The sequence below is a fragment of the Lentzea sp. NPDC037011 genome, assembly GCF_055607425.1.
The window spans coordinates 36,348-54,216 of the sequence record NZ_JBVJRT010000013.1; the positions used below are offsets into that span (position 1 = coordinate 36,348).

Genomic DNA, 17,869 nt, shown 5'->3' on the forward strand with positions numbered 1-17,869 from the left:
GCAGGTCACACCGCCTCGATCAGCCCGACCGCCGCCGTGCCGCCGCTGCCCTCCTCGACCAGCACGAACCCGCCGGTGGCACGGCTGTCGCGGTACCGGTCCGCCACCAGCGGGTCGGCGAACCGCAGCCGGATCGCGCCGATGTCGTTGAGCGCCAGCGACTCCGCGGGCTCGGAGCCGAACGTGCTCACGTTCAGCCGGCTCTCCACCGCCTCGACGACGGCCCGCGACTCGCTGGTGGTGTGCCGCACGACGTACCGCGCGCCCGGTTCCAACGGGGTGCCGGTCATCCAGCACACGGTCGCCGCCACCGCGGAGGTGACGGTGCCGGGCGTACCGGTGCTGATCATCGCGCCGCGGCCGGCGTCGAGGTCGTCGGCGATGCTGACCACGACGGACTGGCCGGTCGTGGCGCAGGACAGCGGCCCGTCGTAGGTGTCGATCGCGGTGATCGTGGTCTGCCAGCCGCCGGGCTGCACCACCACCGGGTCGCCGACGTGCAGCGTGCCGGAGGCGACCCGCCCGCCGTAGCCGCGGAAGTCGCGGTGCTCCGGCGTGCGCGGCCGGATCACCAGCTGCACCGCGAACCGGCCACCGGGTGAGGGCGCCGGCGGCAGCACCAGGTCCTCCAGGTGCGCGAGCAGCGGAACGCCGCCGTACCAGGGGGTCTCGTCCGACGGGGTCACCACGTTGTCGCCGCGCAGCGCCGAGATCGGGATCGCGGTCCACGAGCTGTCGCAGACCCGCGCGAACTCGGCGACCACCTCGTCGAACACGTCCTCGCGGTAGCCGGCCAGGTCCATCTTGTTCACCGCCAGCACCACGTGCCGGATGCCGAGCAGGCCCGCGATGGCGGTGTGCCGCCGGGACTGCTCGGTCAGGCCGGTCCGCGCGTCCACCAGCACGACGGCGACGTCGGCGGTCGACGCCCCGGTCACCATGTTGCGGGTGTACTGGACGTGCCCCGGTGTGTCGGCGAGGACGAACGACCGCTTCGGCGTCGCGAAGTACCGGTACGCCACGTCGATCGTGATGCCCTGTTCCCGTTCCGCGCGCAGGCCGTCCACCAGCAGCGCGAGGTCGGTCTCCGCGTACCCGCGGCGCCGGCTCGCCGACGTCACGGCCTGGAGCTGGTCGGCGAGCACGGCCTTGGAGTCGTGCAGCAGCCGGCCGATCAGCGTGCTCTTGCCGTCGTCGACGCTGCCCGCCGTCGCTACCCGCAGCAGTCCCGGCATCAGAAGTACCCCTCCCGTTTGCGGTCTTCCATGGCGGCCTCGGAGGCGCGGTCGTCCGCGCGGGTGGCGCCGCGTTCGGTCAGCGTGCTCGCCGCGACCTCGTCGACCACCTCGTCCACAGTGGACGCGTCGGAGCGCACGGCGCCGGTGCACGTGGTGTCGCCGACGGTCCGGTAGCGCACGGTCTCGACGCACACCTCCTCGTTCTCGAAGGGAGGTGTGAACGGGGTGACGGCGATGAGCATGCCGTCGCGCCGCACGACCTCCCGCCGGTGCGCGTAGTAGATGGACGGCACCTCGATGCCCTCGCGGCGGATGTAGCCCCACACGTCGAGCTCGGTCCAGTTCGACAGCGGGAACACCCGGACGTGCTCACCGGCGCGGTGCCGGCCGTTGTAGAGGTCCCACAGCTCGGGCCGCTGGTTGCGCGGGTCCCACCGGCCGAACTCGTCGCGCACCGAGAACACCCGTTCCTTCGCGCGGGCCTTCTCCTCGTCGCGCCGCGCCCCGCCGAGCACCGCGGTGAACCGGTGCCCGGCGATGGCGTCGAGCAGCGTCACGGTCTGCAGCGGGTTGCGCAGCTGACCGGGCTGCTCGGTGACCCGGCCGCGGTCGATCGAGTCCTGCACGGAGGCCACGACCAGCTCGACGCCGAGCTCGGCCACCCTGCGGTCGCGGAACTCGACCACCTCGGGGAAGTTGTGGCCGGTGTCGACGTGCATGACGGGGAACGGGATCTTCCCCGGCCAGCAGGCCTTCTCGGCCAGCCGGAGCATGACGATGGAGTCCTTGCCGCCGCTGAACAGCAGCACCGGCCGGTCGAACGTCGCCACCACCTCCCGCAGGATGTGGATCGACTCGTCCTCCAGGTCGGCGAGCGCGGCCTCCCGGTCGCCCAGCCGGTGGTCCACCGCGGTCAGCGTCATCGCAGCATTCCCTTCTCGCACAGCAGGGCCACCACCGCGTCGGCGCTGTCGTCCACGGTGTTGCCGCGGGTGTCCAGCCGCAGCTCCGGTGCGGGCGGTGGCTCGTAGACGTCGTCGACCCCGGTCAGGCCGCGGATCGCGCCGGCGCGCTGCTGGGCGTACAGGCCCTTCACGTCCCGTTCGGAGCACTCCTCCACGGGCGTCGCGACGTGCACCTCGACGAACGGCGTGCCGCTCGCCTGATGGCGCCTGCGGACCTGGTCGCGGGCCGCGCGGAACGGGGAGATCACCGCGGCGAACACGAGCACGCCGTTGCGCGCCAGCAGGTCCGCGACGAACCCGATGCGGTCGATGTTGGCCTCGCGGTCGGCGCGGGAGAAGCCGAGGCCCGCGGACAGCGTCTGCCGCACCTCGTCCCCGTCGAGCAGCTCGACCCGGCCGGTCGGCAACCGGTCGGCCACCGCCCTGCTGAGTGTGCTCTTGCCCGCGCTGGGCAGGCCGGTGAACCAGACGGTGCCGCCGCCGTTGACGGCGAGCGGCGACGTGTAGCCGGCAACGTGCGTCACCTGTTCCTCCCGGAGGTGTCGGGACCGGTGAAGTGGCGGTCCGTGAAGGCGTTGGTGAACTTCCCGGCCGGGTCGTAGCGGTGCAGCAAGGCCCGGAAGTCCGGCATGCGCTCGTACTCGGCGGTCGCCACGGACGTCTTCGCCCAGTGCGGCCGTGGCGAGAACGGCGCGAGCTGCCGTTCCACGAGCTCCACGACCGGCAGCACGACCGACATGTCGGAGGTCCACGTGAAGTGGATGCTCACCGTCTCGCGGCCGTAGCAGGTGCTCAGCCAGAAGTCGTCGCGCGCCGCCGTGCGGACCTCGCAGATCTGCAGCGCCGGCCGGATCCGCTCGCGCACCTCGCCGAGCGCGCGCAGGGCGGCGACGGCGTCGGTCGCCGGGATCATGTACTCGGACTGCAGCTCGTCACCGGAGCTGCTCGGCGGCTGGTCGGAGCGGAAGTGCGGCAGCCGTTCGAACCACGGCCCCGGCACGCCGCCCTGGGTGGTGCAGCTGACCGGGTCCACGCCGTCGACCGGGTGCCGCGGCCCGTCGGCGGGCACGGCGGTGAACCACGACGGCAGCGTCGCCGGCTCGTCCACGCGTTCCTGCACCCACACCTGCGTGAGCACCGGTTCTCGCCAGTCGGTGAACAGGCACACGCTGTACGCGCACGACATGAGCTCGGCGAAGTGGTCGTCGAGCACCTCCAGCGGCAGGCCCTCGTACACGCGTTGCCGCACCTGGTAGGTCGGCACGAGGTCCAGCGTCAGGTGCGTGACCACGCCCAGCGACCCCAGCCCGACGACGACGCCGGCGAAGTCGGGGTCGTCGCGGCCGATGCCGACGACGTCGCCGTCGGCGGTCACCAGCTCGAGCTCGCGGACCGCCGCGGACAGCACCTGGTTGCGCACGCCCGAGCCGTGCGTGGCCGTCGCGACCGCCCCGCCGACGCTGATGTGCGGCAACGACGCCATCGCCGGCAACGCGAAGCCCGCCGCGTCCAGCCGAGGTGCCAGCTCGGCGTAGCTCAGCCCGGCCGCCACCCGCGCCGTGGCACGGGTGGCGTCGACGTCGACGACGGGCGGCAGGTCGGCCACCGACACCAGCACACCGGGGCAGTCGGCCAGGTCGTTGAACGAGTGGCGGGTGCCCAGCGCCCGCACGCGCCCGGCGTGCGCGACGGTCTTGCGCACCTGCTCGACGGTGGCCGGCCGCACGAACTCGGTCGCGGTGTAGTGGACATTACCGGCCCAGTTGCTGGTCACGGCCCCGCCTCCGCGTCTGCCGGGTCGCCCGCGGTGAGCTTCAGCACGACGCCCTCGTGGTCGCTCAGCTCCAGCGGTCGCAGCGTGACGACGCCCTCGCGGTCGGTCCGGGTGGACAGCTCGACCCGCCCGGCGGCGGCACCGGGCACGTCGAACGCCACCGGGTGGCCGGCGAAGTTCAACGCCACCAGCAGGTCGCCCCGCCGGTAGGCGAACACGTCCGCCGGGCTGTCCAGCGACACGTAGCCGCCGCGCAGCAGGTCCTCGCTGCCGCGCCGGTAGGCGATCAGCCGCCGGTACAGGTTGAGCAGCGACCCGGGGTCGTCCTCCTGTGCCTCGACGTTGACCACGTGCTGGTCGGCGGCCAGCGGCAGCCACGGCGTACCGGTGGTGAACCCGCCGGTGGCGTCCCACTGCATCGGCGTGCGCTGCCCGTCGCGCCCGTCCACGTCCTGCTCCAGGGCGGGCGGGGCGTCGGCCATGCCGATCTCCTCGCCGTAGTAGACGCAGGCGACACCGCGCAGGGTCAGCATCATCATCGCGGCGACCGGGGCGTGCTCGGCCCCGTACCGGCTCACGGTCCGCGAGATGTCGTGGGTGGACAACGCGTAGGTGGGCACCGCGTCGGTCCGGGTGTGGGCGATCAGCCCGTCGACGCACGCGCGGAACGCCCTGGCGTCCCACGGCTGCTCCCAGAACGCGATGTGGAACGCCGTCTGCATCCCGTCGCCGCCGAAGTAGGTGGCGAGCCGGGCGTCGTCGCTGATCGGCACCTCGCCCAGCGCGAACCGGTCGCCGTACCCGTCGAGCACGACCCGCATGTCGCGCAGCACGTCGTGCACCTCGGGCAGGTCGAGGTTGCGTTGCCGCACCGAGGGGTGCGTGAAGTGCCGGCGCGCGTGGGCGACCTCCGGCGGGTTGTCGCGCAGCTGCGGGTCCTTCATCAGCCGGTGCGCGACGTCGATGCGGAACCCGTCCACCCCGCGGTCGAGCCAGAACTGCCACACCTTGCGGATCGCCGCGTGCACGTCCGGGTTGCGCCAGTTCAGGTCGGGCTGGCCGGGCGTGAAGCTGTGCAGGTAGTACTGCCCGGTCGGCTCGTCGAGCCGCCACGCCGTGCCGCAGCGCTCGAACGCGCTGAGCCAGTTGTTCGGCGGGCCGCCGTCCGGTGCGGGGTCGGCCCAGATGTACCAGTCCCGCCGGGGGTTCGTGCGGTCCGACCGCGACTCCAGGAACCACGGGTGCCGGTCGGACGTGTGGTTCATGACGATGTCGACGACGACCCGGATGCCGCGCTCGTGCGCCGCCGCCACCATCGCGTCGAAGTCGTCCAGCGTCCCGTAGACGGGGTCGACCGACTCGTAGTCGCTGATGTCGTAGCCGAAGTCGGCCTGCGGTGACGGGTAGAACGGCGAGAGCCAGATCGCGTCGGCACCGAGCCGCGCCACGTGGTCCAGCCGGGCGGTGATGCCGGGCAGGTCGCCGATGCCGTCACCGTTCGAGTCGGCGAAGCTGCGCGGGTAGATCTGGTAGAGGACGGCGTCGCGCCACCACTGGCCGCTCATATGTCCACCTTCGTCATGCCTGCCGCGAAGTACCGGTCACCCCGCACGGCACCGGGCGGTGCGACCTCGTCGAGCAGGGCCAGCTCGTCCGCCGACAGCTCCACGTCGAGCGCGCCGGTGTTCTCCTTGAGCCGCACGGAGTTCTTCGTGCCGGGGATGGGGACGACGCCCTGGCGCAGCACCCACGCGATCGCGAGCTGCGCGACCGAGACGCCCTTGGCCCAGGCCAGCTCGGCGACCCGCGCGACGACCTCGTTGTTGTGCGCCAGGTTCTCCGGCTGGAACCGGGGGAGCTGCCGGCGGAAGTCGTCCGGCCGCAGGTCCTCGAACCGGCTGAACCGGCCGGTGAGCATGCCCCGTCCCAGCGGCGAGTAGGCGACGAACCCGATGCCCAGCTCCCGCAGCACGCCGAACAGCTCGGCCTCGGGGTCGCGGCTCACGAGCGAGTACTCGGTCTGCACCGCGGTCACCGGGTGCACGGCGTGCACCCGCCGGACCGTCGCCGGCGCTGCCTCGCAGATGCCCAGGTGCCGGACCTTGCCCTCCCGCACCAGCTCCGCCATGGCACCCCAGGTGTCCTCCAGCGGGACGCCCTTGTCGATGCGGTGCTGGTAGTAGAGGTCGATGTGGTCGACCCCGAGGCGCCGCAACGACCCCTCGCAGGAGGTGCGCACGTACTCCGGGTGGCCGTTCACGCCGACGTTGTCGCCCGCGCCGTTCTTGAGGTTGCCGAACTTGGTCGCGATGACGACGTCGTCGCGGCGGCCGCGCACCGCCCGGCCGACCAGCTCCTCGTTGGTGTACGGGCCGTACATGTCCGCGGTGTCCAGGAACGTGACGCCGAGGTCGAGCGCCTCCAGCAACGTGCGCAGCGACTCGGTGTCGTCCCAGGTGTCGTAGAACTGCGACATGCCCATGCAGCCGAGGCCGAGGTCGGACACGACCGGCCCGTTCGCTCCGAGCGCGCGCATCACACCACCTCCACGGTCACGGCGGACCTGATGAGCCCGGCCCAGTCGGTCAGGTGCCGGTCGGGCAGGTAGCACTCGCTCACCCGCCGCCGGGCGCCCTCACCGAGCCGGCGCGCCAGCACCGGGTCGGTGAGCAGCCGCCGGATCAGCGCCGCCGTCGTGGCCAGGTCGTGCGGGTCGTCGACGAGCAGGCCGGACTCGCCGTGCACGATCTGCTCGCGCAGCCCGCCGACCGCGCTCGCGACCAGCGGCTTGCCCTTCCACATCGCCTCGGTCGCGGTGAGGCCGAAGCCCTCGGCGATGCTCTTCTGCACCACCGCGGTCGCGTGCCGCTGCAACGCGTTGACCACCAGCGCGTTCTCCCGCAGGTCGGTCATCGGCAGGCAGAGCAGCTGGACGCGCCGGCGGTGCTCGACCGGCAGGGCCTTCCACTGCTCCACGCACTCGTCCCAGAACCGGTGGGCGTCCGGGTCGTCGGCGACACCGACGACGTCCGCGCCCGCCAGCGTGAGGCAGGAGTTCTCGACATCGGCGTCGAGGAACGCCCGCAGCACCCCGGCCATGTCCTTCAGCTCGTCCCACCGCGACACCTGCACCACCATCGGCACGTCGGCCGTTGGCGCGACCTCGCGGACGATGGTCGCCTTGTGCCGCACGGTGACCTGCTCGCCCACGGGCGGACGGATGGTCACCGGGTCCGCGGTGCCCGCGACGATCTCGGTGCGCCGCAGGATCGCAAGCGTTTGCTCGTCCGTGAGCTCCAGGTTCTTGGGGGCGCACGGGTCGATCGACGGCGGGATGATGTGCGGCCGCGGCGCCCAGTCCGGGCAGGCGTTCCGGGTGAGGAACACCGTGGCGTCGGCGTTCTCCACGAACCTGCGCAGGAACGCCCAGCCCTCCTCGGTGTGCTCGTTCGGTTCGTCCGTGCCGATGTGCCTGCGCCACACCGCCGTCGCACCGAGCCTGCGGGCGACGTCGACCAGACCGGCCGGCTGCGCCTCGTGCACGACCACCAGGTCGCCCGGCCGGATCCGGGCCGCGAGCGCGCCGCCTTCCCGCTCGGTCGTCGCGCGGTAGTGCTGCAGCTGCTCCGGTCCCAGCGGCTCGGAGTCGCCGGGCGCGCCGTACAGCCTGGTGCACAACCGCTTCGCGATGGCGAAGAACTCGGCGTCACCGTCGATGACCAGCCAGCGCGTGTCGATCCCGAGTGCGCGGGCCAGCGGCATCAGCGCGTGCAGCAGCTCGGCCACGCCGCCGCCCGCGGCCGTCGAGTTGACGTTCCACACGGTCCGGCCGTGCAGCGCCCTCGACGCCTCCTCCGCGGTGTCCCGCAGCGCTTCCATCCGTTCGTCGCCGAACACCTCCCGGTACGGGGTCAGCGGTGCGGCTCCTATCGCGACCTCATGCACGGGCCACCTCCTCGGGTGCGGCCTTCTTCTGCTGCTCGAAGCCCTCGGTGATCCACACGCCGGACCAGAACTCCGGGTCGGAGGGCAGGACCAGCTCGATCAGCGTCGGCCCTGTCTCCTCGGCGGCCACCTGCAACGCCTGCGCGAACGTCTCCAGCCGGGTGGCGCTGCGGTCGCGGTCGAGCCACTCGCCCAGGTCCACCCGCCAGCTGCGCACGCCCCACGCCTCGGCGATGTCGACGTACCGCATGCCCGCGGCGTTGTCGAGGTACTGGCCGTGGCCCGCGTCGAGCCAGCCCGACGGCCGCGACTGCTTGCGCAACGACACCGCGCCACCGTTGTTGCACACGATGAACGTGACCGGCGCGGACTCCTGCACGGCGGCCGCGAGGCCCTGCACCGAGTTCGTGAAGCCCTGGTCGCCCAGGGTGCAGAACACCTTCGCCGCCGGCTCGCCCAGCGCGAGGCCGGTCGCGATCGTGATGCCGCAGCCGACGAACCCGCCGTGCCCGCCGAACACCCGCAGCCCGTGCGGGAACTGGTCGTAGTCCTCGGCGAGCATGCCGCCGAACATCTGGCTGTCGTCGACCAGCACGGCCCGGCGCCGCGACCGCGCAGCGGCAGCGCCGATCGCCCGTGCCACCCCGGTGCGGATCACGGCGGCCTCCGCCGGCGGCGTCTCCCCCGCGGGAGCGGGCTCGTCGGAGAGCCCGGTGTACCAGCTGCCGTCGAGGTCGGGTGCCTCGTCGGTCAGCTCGCGCAGCGCGGCCACGACGTCACCGGCCACCAGCACGTCACCGGCTTCGAGGTAGCCGTTCTTCTCCACGGCCGCGGGCTTCGTGTTCACCGCGATCTTCGGGCAGTCCGGCAGCGGGCCGACCACCCGCGGGTACATGTTGCGGTCCTCCAGCGTGATCAGCAGGTCGGTCGTGTCGAGCACCGCGCGGTGCATCGGCGACTTCGGGTCGTACCAGCCGATGAACTCCGGCACGTCCGCGGTGTGCAGCCGTTCGAACAGCATCGGGCCGCGGCGGTACTTCACCTGCAGCACCGGTGCTCCGGTGCGGGCGCAGAACGCGGCCAGCACGGCCTGCACGCCCCGGTGGGTCAGCGCGTAGTCGTCGACCAGCACCGCGGGCCTGCGGGCGACCGCGAGCAGCTCGGCCGCCCGGTTCAGCGCGCCCTCGTCGAACGCGGGCTGCTCGGCGACCGGGATGAGCGGCAGCGCCGTCAGCGGCAGCCACTCCGCCTCGGCCACGTCCTGCGGCAGCGCGAACAGCACCGGCCCGTGCGGGGCCTGGCGGACGTCGTCGATGGCCTGCAACAGCTTCGTGCCGAACTCCTCGACGTAGCCGCGCGGGTCGTCCTTCGGCACGGCACCGAGCTCGAACCACGACTTGGCGAAGTCCCCGGAGGCCGCGATCAGGTCCGGTTCGCCGTGCGGCGGCAGGAACGGCTGCGACCCGGTCGACGGCATGCCGACCACGGCCAGCGTGCCCATCTCGTTGCGGCGCAGGTCCGCCAGCGCACCCAGCGCGTTGGTGAGGCCACGCGCGCCGTGCAGGACCGCCGCACCGGTGCCCGCCTGCAGCCGGCTCGCGCCACCGGCCTGGAACAGCGACTCGCGGTCGCCGCGGCCGTTGACGAGCAGCCCGACCCGCGCCAGCGCGTCGCACAGCGCCAGCTCGGACGTGCCGGCGTAGGCGAACGCGACCCTGGTGCCGCAGCGGTGCAACGCGAGCGCGACGGCCTCGGCGCCGGTGAGCTTGACGTCGTCGTAGTCCGGGATCGCCGCCAGCACCATGTGCTCGATGGCGGACGCGGACCCGCGCAGCACGGCGGCGACGGCCTCGACGAACGCGTCGGTGCCGTGCTCCTGGACCAGGCCGAGGGTGAGGCCGTTGTACGTGCCGGTCGGGCGGCTCAGCAGCGTCCGCACGACGTCGGACACCGTGCCGCCGGAGTTGCAGGCGGTGCGGACCTCGTTGGGGTACAGGCCGAACCCGCTCAGCGCCTCGTAGTCGGGGTGACCGGAGACGACGCTGACGTCGAGCACCAGCGCGCTGTCCTGGTCGAGCTGGTCGAACGGGACGCCGTTGTCCTGGGCGAGCGTGACGTGCAGTTTGTAGAGCCCCGGCAGGTCCGGCACGCGGGTGCGGACGGGCACGCGGGTGACGGCCTCCGGCGGCAGCGACTGGGGGAGCGCCGACCGGATCGGCTGGGTGGGCACCTCGCTGCCGTCGGCGGCGGTCCAGCGGTGCACCACGCGCACCGGGAACGGCGGTGCCGGCGTCAGCACGCCCGCGCCGGTGTTGCGCACCAGGCAGTCCAGCGTCAGCAGGCCACCCGCCTCCGCGTCGTCGACGACCGGGCCGTCCAGCGTGATCGAGGCGTGGCACTCGTCCTCGGCCAGCGGGTCGCCGACCGCCCACAGCCGCCGGGGCCGCACGCCGAGCCGGTCGAACATCTGCCACTGGCCCTGCTCGTGCACGCGGGTCTGGTTGGCGCCGAAGCCCTGCCGCGCGCCCTCGACGAGCGCGGCCGGTGCGAGCGCCAGCGCGTAGACCTCGCGGGCGGGCAGGTTCACCACGCCGAGGACCGACCAGTTCGCCCGGTCGACCACCGCGACCGCCGCCGTCTCGACCGAGGTCGCGGCGTGCCGGTGCGGGCTCAGGCCGACGAACAGGTGGTGGCCCGCGGCGACCAGGCCGCGCGGCCAGCCGGGCAGGGCGAGCCTGCGCTGCTGGGTGCGGTCGGTGTCGTCGATCTCGACCAGGTCACCGGTCGCGGAGTCGCAGACCAGCCACGTGCCGTCGGCGTAGTACGGGTTGTGCGGTGCCTTCAGCCCCTCCAGGACCGGTTCGCCGGTCTCCAGGTCGACCACGCGGCCGCTCGCGGGCTTGCCGTTCTCGTCCCAGCCGCGGCGGCGCAGGAACTCGCCGAACCCGCACACGACGGTGCGGTCGCCGTAGCGGGCGAGGCTGTTGAGGTGCCAGCTGTCCGCCTCGCCGGGGGCCTGCCAGCGCCACGCCACCTCACCGTCGGGGCCGACGCACTGCACCTCGTTCTGCATGGTCGCGGCGACCAGCACGTTGCCGTCGACGACGAGGATGTCGTGCGGCGTGGAGACGTTGTCGAGCCGGTGGTAGCGGCGCACCCCCGTCTCGTCGTAGACCACGAGCTCGGCGGGGCTCCCGTCGGCGCTCCACAGGCAGCGGTACAGCAGGCCCTCGCCGGCGCACAGGCCCGAGCTGGAGATCCGGTCGATCTCCTCCACGGCCTCGCCGATCGCGAACAGGCCACCGCCGATCGTGTGGTGCGCGTCGAAGCAGGACGCCAGCAGCCGGTGCCCGTCGGGCAACAGCCCGTCGAGCCCGATCAGCTCCGCGGTGCTCTTCCTGTCGGTCGTGAGACTCATCAGGACTCCTGCCTGTCTCGCGTGGTGGAAAGAACGGTGTCGGCGATCGCCTCCGGGTCGTCCCCGGTGTCGACGACGACGTCGAAGCCGCCGTAGGCCAGCACTGCCTCGCGCTCGGGGTCGGTGCCCGGCAGCGCGACCGCGCGGCGTTCGCCCTGGTGCTTCTGGATCTCCTCGACGGCCGCGGCGATGCGGTCGTGGTCGCGGCCCGCGACCGCCACGTGCGCGGCGGAGGCGGTGAGCCGTTCCGCGACGCCGATCGCGACGTCGTCCGGCAGACCCGTGACGAGCACGACCTGACCGGCCAGCCGCCCGTCGCGGGGGACCAGCTGCGGTTTCATCCGGATCAGCGGCCAGTACTCGTCGGCGGTGCTCTGCTCCTCGGTGAGCGTGACGTAGCCACCGGCCGCGTCGGCGGCGCGGATGACGGTCATCGTCTGTCCGAAGTGGTCGGCGCACAGCCGTGCCTTCGCCGCGTCCGGGCCGGAGCAGACGACACCGATGCCGGGCAGCACGACGACGTGCGGTGCGTCGGTGCGTTTGGTGGTGGGGAAGGAGATGTACCGCTCGAAGGCCGCGTTGTACCACTCCTGGTGGCGTTTGATGCCGTCCTCGATGGACTCACCGGGTGCCGGCACGAGCGGCCGGTGGCCGGCGGTGACCACGTGGTCGGGGCAGCCGGGACCCACCTGGCTCAGCTCGGGCCCGCGGGCCGACGAGGCGAACGCGACCGCCTGCTCGCTGCGGTCCACGTGCAGGATCTCGCCGCCCAACGCCTTGCGCAGCACGGGAAGCACCTCGACGAGCACGTCCTCGGGGTGCTCGTGGCGCGGCACGACCTGGCCGCCGAGGTCGGCCGGCCGGCTGATCGCGCGGCGCAGCGCGGCGGTGGACCGGGCGACGGCCTCCAGCGAGTTGCGGTAGCACTGCTCGCTCGTGCCGGCCCAGGTGAAGATGCCGTGGTTGGCGAGCAGGACGAACCGCGCCCGCGGGCTCGACCGGATCTTGCGGCCCAGCTCGCGGGCCACGTCCACGTCGAACTGCCGGTAGTCGAACCAGATGGCCTCCTCACCGAACTCCTCCTCGGCGTACTTGCGGCCGTCCGGGAACGACGTGAGCGCGATGACCGCGTCCGGGTGGCAGTGGTCGACGTGCTCGGCCGGGATGAACGCGTGCGTGAGCGTCTCGATGCCGGGCCGCTTCTGGCCGGGCCGCAGCCCGCTCGCGACCAGGTGGTCGACCATCTCGCGCTCGTCCATCGGACCGCCGTCGAGCACCGGCAGCAGGTCGTCCAGCCGCAGCACCGGGAAGTCCTCGTGCGTGGTCACCGCGCCGTCGCAGCCCCACGAGCTCATCCACAGCACCGCGGTGGGCTCGCCGAACTGGTCGGGCGTGACGCCCTTGACCGAGAAGTTGCCGCCGCCCTCCCTGGTGAGCGCCGGGTCGGCGCCGACCAGGTGCGAGCGGTAGACCACCTCGTCCGGCCCGACGAGCGCGTCCGCGACGGCGGCGTCCCAGCGGTCCCGCGGCTCCGTGAACAGGTCGGCCGGCACGAACGGCAGCTCGCGCTCCGGCGTGCGCAGGGCACCACCGCCGAACGAGACCTCCCGGAAGTCGCGCACCACCGCGGCGGCACCGGCCGCGCACACGGCGGCCTCGCGGTGCGGCGGTGCCAGCGCGACGCACGTGGCGCCCGCGGCGACCGCCGAGGTGATGCCGCTGTCGGCGTCCTCGAACACGACGCACCGCTCGACCGGCACGCCGAGCCGGTGCGCGGCGAGCGCGTAGCAGGCCGGGTCCGGCTTGCCGTGCTCCACGTCGGCGGAGGTGACCGTGACGTCGAACTCCAGCCCGAGCTGCCTCAGCACCGCCGCCGCCTTGTACGGCTCGGCACCGGTGACCAGCGCGACCGGCGTCCTGGTCGCGCGCAGCGACCCGAGCAGCGGCAGGACACCGGGGATCGTGGAGTAGTGCAGGGTCTCGTTGTTGACCCGCATCAGCTCGTAGACCTCGGGGTGGCGCTCCGCCGGGATCATCGGGAAGAGCTCGCGCAACGTGTGCAGCGCGCTGCGCCCGTACACGTGCCGGTCCAGGTCCGCCGCGCTGATCGAGAACCCGTGCGAGCGCGCCAGGTCCTGCCAGAAGTCGGCGACCGACGCCTCGGTGTCGACCAGCACCCCGTCCATGTCGAAGAGCACCGCCTCGAACACGGCTCAGCCCCCGTACTCGCCGGCGAAGGCCTGCTCGGCCTCCAGCGCGGCGGGGTGGGCGAGGACCTGGGTGAGCACGCCCAGCGGCGCGGTGACCGCGTCCGCGCCGTCGGCGAACGCCTGGGTGAACTGCCCGGCGTTCTTCACCGATGCCGCGACGATGCGGGTGCTCCCGCGCCGCAGGGCGGCGAGCTGGCGGACGAGGTCGTTGCCGATGCGCGGGTCGCGCCACGCGCGGTCGACGTAGGGGATCACGCTCGCCGCGCCGATCGCCTCGGCGATGATCATGGCGTTGGGCGACTGGGCCGCGGTCAGCGAGACCGGCACGCCCTCGCGCACGAGCCGCTGGGCGAGGACGGCACCGCCGGGGGTCGCCGGCACCTTGAGCACGATGCGCTCCGGTGCGAGCTTCCACGCCTGCAGCGCCTCGTCGAGAAGGTCGCCGTGCGCGCCCGTCGGCTGGTAGTACACCTCGGGGAAGTCGGTCGCGGCCAGCAGCTCGGCCGCGTGCGTGAGCGGGTCGGAGGTGACCTGGCGCAGCAGCGTCGGGTTCGTCGTGACGCCGGTGACGAAGCCGAGCGCTGCCGCGGCGGACACGTCGTTCAGATCAGCGGAGTCCAGCAGGACAGTCATGTGGATCGAAGCCCCCGTGTCGTCGGCAGGTGACTTCGAAGCTACGAACGGGCAGGCCCCTCTCCGGCGGTTCACGGCGGACCTGCCGCCCAACTGCCGCTCCCGCTGCCGTCCTACTTCGACCCGATGTCCAATACATTGGATATCGGCGCCCGAGCCGGCCTGAGGCCTGGTTGAGCCCGGTCACAGCAGCTTCACGGACGTGGCACCCCGCAGGAAACCGGCTGGGTAAACTCGGGAGCAGTGGGACACGGGAGGTGAACAGCGGTGAACTCCGATGAGCGTCGGTTCGAGGTGCTGCGCGCCATCGTCGCCGACTACGTGTCCAACCAGGAGCCCGTCGGGTCGAAGGCCCTGGTCGAGCGGCACAACCTGGGTGTGTCGAGCGCGACCGTGCGCAACGACATGGCCGCGCTGGAGGACGAGGGCCTGATCGCCCAGCCGCACACCAGCGCGGGCCGCGTGCCGACGGACAAGGGCTACCGCCTCTTCGTCGACCGGCTGAGCGAGATCAAGCCGCTCTCGCAGGCCGAGCGGCGGGCCATCCGCAGCTTCCTCGACGGGGCGCTCGACCTCGACGACGTGATGCGCCGCAGCGTGCGGTTGCTCGCCCAGCTGACCAGGCAGGTCGCGGTGATCCAGGTGCCGACCCTGTCGCGTGCGGCCGTGCGGCACCTGGAGGTGCTGCCCATCACACCGGCGCGGCTCATGCTGGTGCTGATCACCGACACCGGCCGCGTCGACCAGCGGATCGTCGAGCTGGGCGACGTCGTCTCCGAACAGGACGTGGCCGACCTGCGCGCGTCGCTGAACCAGGCGATGGCGGGCAAGAAGCTGTCCGACGCGAGCGCCAAGGTCGCCGAGCTGCCCGACGAGATCCGCCAGGACCTGCGCGACCCGATGCTGCGCCTCGCGACGGTGCTGATCGAGACGCTCGTCGAGCACCCGGAGGAACGGCTCGTGCTCGGCGGCACCGCGAACCTCACCCGCAACGTCGCGGACTTCCCCGGCTCGTTGCGCCAGGTGCTGGAGGCGCTGGAGGAGCAGGTCGTGGTGCTGAAGCTCCTGGCCGCCTCGCGCGACCCCGGCCGTGTCATGGTGTACATCGGGGAGGAGAACGAGGCCGCCGAGATGCGCAGCACCTCAGTGGTGTCCATCGGGTACGGCAGCCGCGACAACCCGCTGGGCGGCTTGGGCGTCGTGGGACCGACGCGCATGGACTACCCGGGAACCATGGCGGCCGTCCGCGCGGTCGCCAACTACGTCGGTGAGATCCTGACCGGTCGTTGAACCAGGACTTGTGCTGAAAGATGAACACGAAAGCGAACAAGGTGGCCAGGGATTACTACGGCATCCTCGGTGTGGCGCAGAACGCGACACAGGATGAGATCAAGCGCGCCTACCGCAAGCTCGCAAGGCAGCTGCACCCGGACGTCAATCCCAACGAGGAGGCCCGCTTCAAGGAGGTGACGGCCGCCTACGAGGTGTTGTCGAACCCCGAGAAGCGCCGCGTCGTCGACCTCGGCGGCGACCCGCTCGACTCCGGTGGCGGACGCGGCGGCGGTGACCCGTTCGCGGGCTTCGGCCTCGGCGACATCATGGACGCGTTCTTCGGCGCCTCGGGCGGCGGTGGTGGTGGCCGCGGTCCGCGCAGCCGCGTGCAGCCGGGCTCGGACGCGCTGATCCGCCTCGACATGACGCTGGAGGAGTGCGCCTCCGGCGCCAGCCGCGAGCTGACCGTCGACACCGCGATCCTCTGCGACCGCTGCCACGGCGCCGGCACCGCCGGCGACTCCAAGCCGATCCGCTGCGACACCTGCAACGGCCGCGGCGAGGTCCAGTCCGTGCAGCGCTCGTTCCTCGGCCAGGTCGTCACGTCCCGCCCGTGCCCGGTCTGCCGCGGCTACGGTGAGGTCATCCCCGACCCGTGCCAGCAGTGCGCCGGCGACGGCCGCACCCGCTCGCGCCGCACCATCTCGGTCAACATCCCCGCGGGTGTCGCCGAGGGTATGCGCGTGCGCCTGGCGGGCCAGGGCGAGGTCGGCCCCGGCGGTGGCCCCGCGGGCGACCTGTACGTCGAGGTCGAGGAGCACCCGCACGAGATCTTCGAACGCGACGGCGCCGACCTGCACTGCGTCGTGCAGATCCCGATGACGACCGCCGCGCTCGGCGCCACGCTGCCGCTGAAGACGCTCGACGGCGAGGAGGAGCTGCAGATCGACCCCGGCACGCAGCCCAACACGCAGCTGGTGCTCACCGGCCGCGGCATGCCGAAGCTGCGCTCCACCGGCCGCGTCGACGGCCGCGGCGACCTGCACGTGCACCTCGACGTGGTCGTGCCGACCAAGCTCGACGCGGCCCAGTCCACGCTGCTGCGCGAACTGGCCGAGCTGCGCGGCGAGAGCGAACCGTCCCTGTCGCACAACGGCAAGGGCGGCGGCGGTCTGTTCTCCCGCCTGCGCTCCTCCCGCGGCAACCGGTGACCCTGCCGGTCTTCCTCGTCCCCGCGCTGCCCTCGGGTGAGTCGTTCGTGCTGGACGGCCCCGAGGGCCGGCACGCGGCGACGGTCAAACGGCTGCGCGCCGACGAGGAGCTCGTGCTGTCCGACGGCTCCGGCACCCAGGTCCGCTGCGTCGTCGTGGCGGTCCTGGACAAGGACGCCCTGTCGCTGCGCGTCGTCGAACGCTGGACCGAACCCGAACCGGCCCCCCGCGTCGTCCTCGCCCAAGCGCTCGTGAAGGGCGACCGCGGCGAGCTCGCCGTCGAACTGGCCACCGAGGCCGGCGTCGACGGCGTGCTGCCCTGGCGCGCCGCCCGGTGCGTCGCCAAGTGGGAGGACGGCCCGCGCGGCGCCAAAGCACTGGGCCGCTGGCGGTCCACGGTCCGCGAAGCGGCCAAGCAGGCCCGCCGCGCCCGCGTGCCGTTCGTCGACGAACCGGTCAGCACCGCGCAGCTGGCACAGCGCGTGTCGTCCTCGGCGCTGACGCTCGTGTTGCACGAGAGCGCCACCGACCGGCTCGCCGACGTCGCACTGCCCACCGCCGGGGACGTCCTGCTCGTCGTGGGTCCCGAAGGCGGGATCACCCCCGACGAGCTCGACGCGTTGCGATCTTCGGGTGCACGAGTGGTCCGATTGGGCCCAACCGTTCTGCGTGCATCTACCGCCGCAGCCGTTGCTCTTGGTGCCATCGGGGTGCTCACCCCCCGCTGGTGACCCCGATCACTCCGAAGAGGAACACCCGATGGATTGGCTTGACGAGAGTTGTAGCGAATCCCAGGCCCTCGGGGTTACCCTTGTCTGCAGAGGGGATGATTGGTCTATCCGGAAACGGAGTAGACGATTAGGCCCTTCTGCCCAAAAGACTCGCCGGACACCTCCCCCCTCGGTCCGGCGTCGGCGCCTCGCGGCGAAGCGACCCCCAGGCTTCGGACCGCGGGGCGCCTCCTTATTTCTCCCGCCTCGCGCGCTCGGCGCTGCGCGCCTTCGCCGCTCGGCGAAAGAAGGGTGTTTTTTGGGGGCCGAGCCCCCAAACCCCAGCCGGGCGGCTTCGCCCCCGGACCCCCGGACCAGGTGCCTGCTGCCCTCATCTGCTGCCCCTCCTCTGCCGTCCCTCCTCACCCTCACCTGCTCTTTTTGGGCCTTCCCACCTGCCCTTTCCGGCTCGTTTCCCTCTTCGCTGGCGGCG

Annotated in this window: 13 protein-coding genes; 3 read left to right on the forward strand and 10 right to left on the reverse strand. The window is 72.5% G+C overall.

What is annotated here, in order from left to right:
- Positions 1-5: 5 nt before the first annotated feature.
- Genes ACZ7CH_RS33300 through ACZ7CH_RS33345 form a run of 10 tightly spaced genes read right to left on the reverse strand, consistent with a single transcriptional unit; the run spans position 6 to position 14,183 of the window.
- Positions 6-1,235 carry a sulfate adenylyltransferase subunit 1 gene (locus ACZ7CH_RS33300; RefSeq protein WP_470375760.1) on the reverse strand — a complete coding sequence of 410 codons (1,230 nt, stop codon included), beginning with the start codon at positions 1,233-1,235 and terminating at the stop codon, positions 6-8.
- The gene (gene cysD, locus ACZ7CH_RS33305) at positions 1,235-2,161 is read right to left on the reverse strand and encodes a sulfate adenylyltransferase subunit CysD (protein WP_360397149.1); all 927 of its coding nucleotides are present in this window, start codon (positions 2,159-2,161) and stop codon (positions 1,235-1,237) included. Before cysD ends, ACZ7CH_RS33300 begins: the two co-directional genes overlap by 1 nt.
- Positions 2,158-2,727, reverse strand: coding sequence for an adenylyl-sulfate kinase (gene cysC, locus ACZ7CH_RS33310; protein ID WP_360397150.1), 570 nt, complete (start codon positions 2,725-2,727; stop codon positions 2,158-2,160). The genes cysD and cysC overlap by 4 nt, the downstream gene beginning before the upstream one ends.
- Positions 2,724-3,977: an FAD-binding protein gene (locus ACZ7CH_RS33315; RefSeq protein ID WP_470371884.1), complete on the reverse strand. Its 1,254-nt coding sequence runs from the start codon at positions 3,975-3,977 to the stop codon at positions 2,724-2,726. Before ACZ7CH_RS33315 ends, cysC begins: the two co-directional genes overlap by 4 nt.
- A complete protein-coding gene (locus ACZ7CH_RS33320) occupies positions 3,974-5,542 on the reverse strand; it encodes an alpha-amylase family glycosyl hydrolase (protein WP_470375761.1) in 1,569 nt (522 codons plus the stop codon). The genes ACZ7CH_RS33315 and ACZ7CH_RS33320 overlap by 4 nt, the downstream gene beginning before the upstream one ends.
- Complete coding sequence (locus ACZ7CH_RS33325; protein ID WP_470371882.1) at positions 5,539-6,513, reverse strand: aldo/keto reductase; 975 nt, start codon at positions 6,511-6,513, stop codon at positions 5,539-5,541. Before ACZ7CH_RS33325 ends, ACZ7CH_RS33320 begins: the two co-directional genes overlap by 4 nt.
- The gene (locus ACZ7CH_RS33330; RefSeq protein ID WP_360397154.1) at positions 6,513-7,922 is read right to left on the reverse strand and encodes a glycosyltransferase; all 1,410 of its coding nucleotides are present in this window, start codon (positions 7,920-7,922) and stop codon (positions 6,513-6,515) included. The genes ACZ7CH_RS33325 and ACZ7CH_RS33330 overlap by 1 nt, the downstream gene beginning before the upstream one ends.
- Entirely contained in the window at positions 7,915-11,340 is a 3,426-nt protein-coding gene (locus ACZ7CH_RS33335) for a DUF4915 domain-containing protein (RefSeq protein ID WP_470375762.1), read from the reverse strand. The genes ACZ7CH_RS33330 and ACZ7CH_RS33335 overlap by 8 nt, the downstream gene beginning before the upstream one ends.
- On the reverse strand, positions 11,340-13,550 hold the full coding sequence (locus tag ACZ7CH_RS33340) for an HAD-IA family hydrolase (RefSeq protein ID WP_470375763.1): 2,211 nt from the start codon (positions 13,548-13,550) through the stop codon (positions 11,340-11,342). Before ACZ7CH_RS33340 ends, ACZ7CH_RS33335 begins: the two co-directional genes overlap by 1 nt.
- 3 nt (positions 13,551-13,553) lie before the next feature.
- A complete protein-coding gene (locus ACZ7CH_RS33345) occupies positions 13,554-14,183 on the reverse strand; it encodes a transaldolase family protein (protein WP_458433873.1) in 630 nt (209 codons plus the stop codon).
- Positions 14,184-14,450: 267 nt separating this feature from the next.
- On the opposite strand from ACZ7CH_RS33345, the gene hrcA reads away from it, so the two are divergent.
- From hrcA to ACZ7CH_RS33360, 3 genes are read left to right on the forward strand one after another with little or no spacing between them, the layout of a single operon-like run.
- Positions 14,451-15,473: a heat-inducible transcriptional repressor HrcA gene (gene hrcA, locus ACZ7CH_RS33350; protein WP_360397158.1), complete on the forward strand. Its 1,023-nt coding sequence runs from the start codon at positions 14,451-14,453 to the stop codon at positions 15,471-15,473.
- A gap of 41 nt (positions 15,474-15,514) precedes the next feature.
- Positions 15,515-16,666 (forward strand): molecular chaperone DnaJ, encoded by a 1,152-nt coding sequence (gene dnaJ, locus ACZ7CH_RS33355; protein WP_360397446.1) that lies wholly within the window; start codon positions 15,515-15,517, stop codon positions 16,664-16,666.
- On the forward strand, positions 16,663-17,397 hold the full coding sequence (locus tag ACZ7CH_RS33360) for a 16S rRNA (uracil(1498)-N(3))-methyltransferase (RefSeq protein ID WP_470375764.1): 735 nt from the start codon (positions 16,663-16,665) through the stop codon (positions 17,395-17,397). The genes dnaJ and ACZ7CH_RS33360 overlap by 4 nt, the downstream gene beginning before the upstream one ends.
- Positions 17,398-17,869 lie beyond the last annotated feature (472 nt).

Coding starts and splice junctions, on each gene's coding strand:
- ACZ7CH_RS33320 (WP_470375761.1), bottom strand. CDS start 5,542: ATGAGCGGCCAGTGGTGGCGCGACGCCGTCCTCTACCAGATCTACCCG.
- ACZ7CH_RS33300 (WP_470375760.1), bottom strand. CDS start 1,235: ATGCCGGGACTGCTGCGGGTAGCGACGGCGGGCAGCGTCGACGACGGC.
- ACZ7CH_RS33345 (WP_458433873.1), bottom strand. CDS start 14,183: ATGACTGTCCTGCTGGACTCCGCTGATCTGAACGACGTGTCCGCCGCG.
- ACZ7CH_RS33335 (WP_470375762.1), bottom strand. CDS start 11,340: ATGAGTCTCACGACCGACAGGAAGAGCACCGCGGAGCTGATCGGGCTC.
- cysD (WP_360397149.1), bottom strand. CDS start 2,161: ATGACGCTGACCGCGGTGGACCACCGGCTGGGCGACCGGGAGGCCGCG.
- ACZ7CH_RS33325 (WP_470371882.1), bottom strand. CDS start 6,513: ATGCGCGCGCTCGGAGCGAACGGGCCGGTCGTGTCCGACCTCGGCCTC.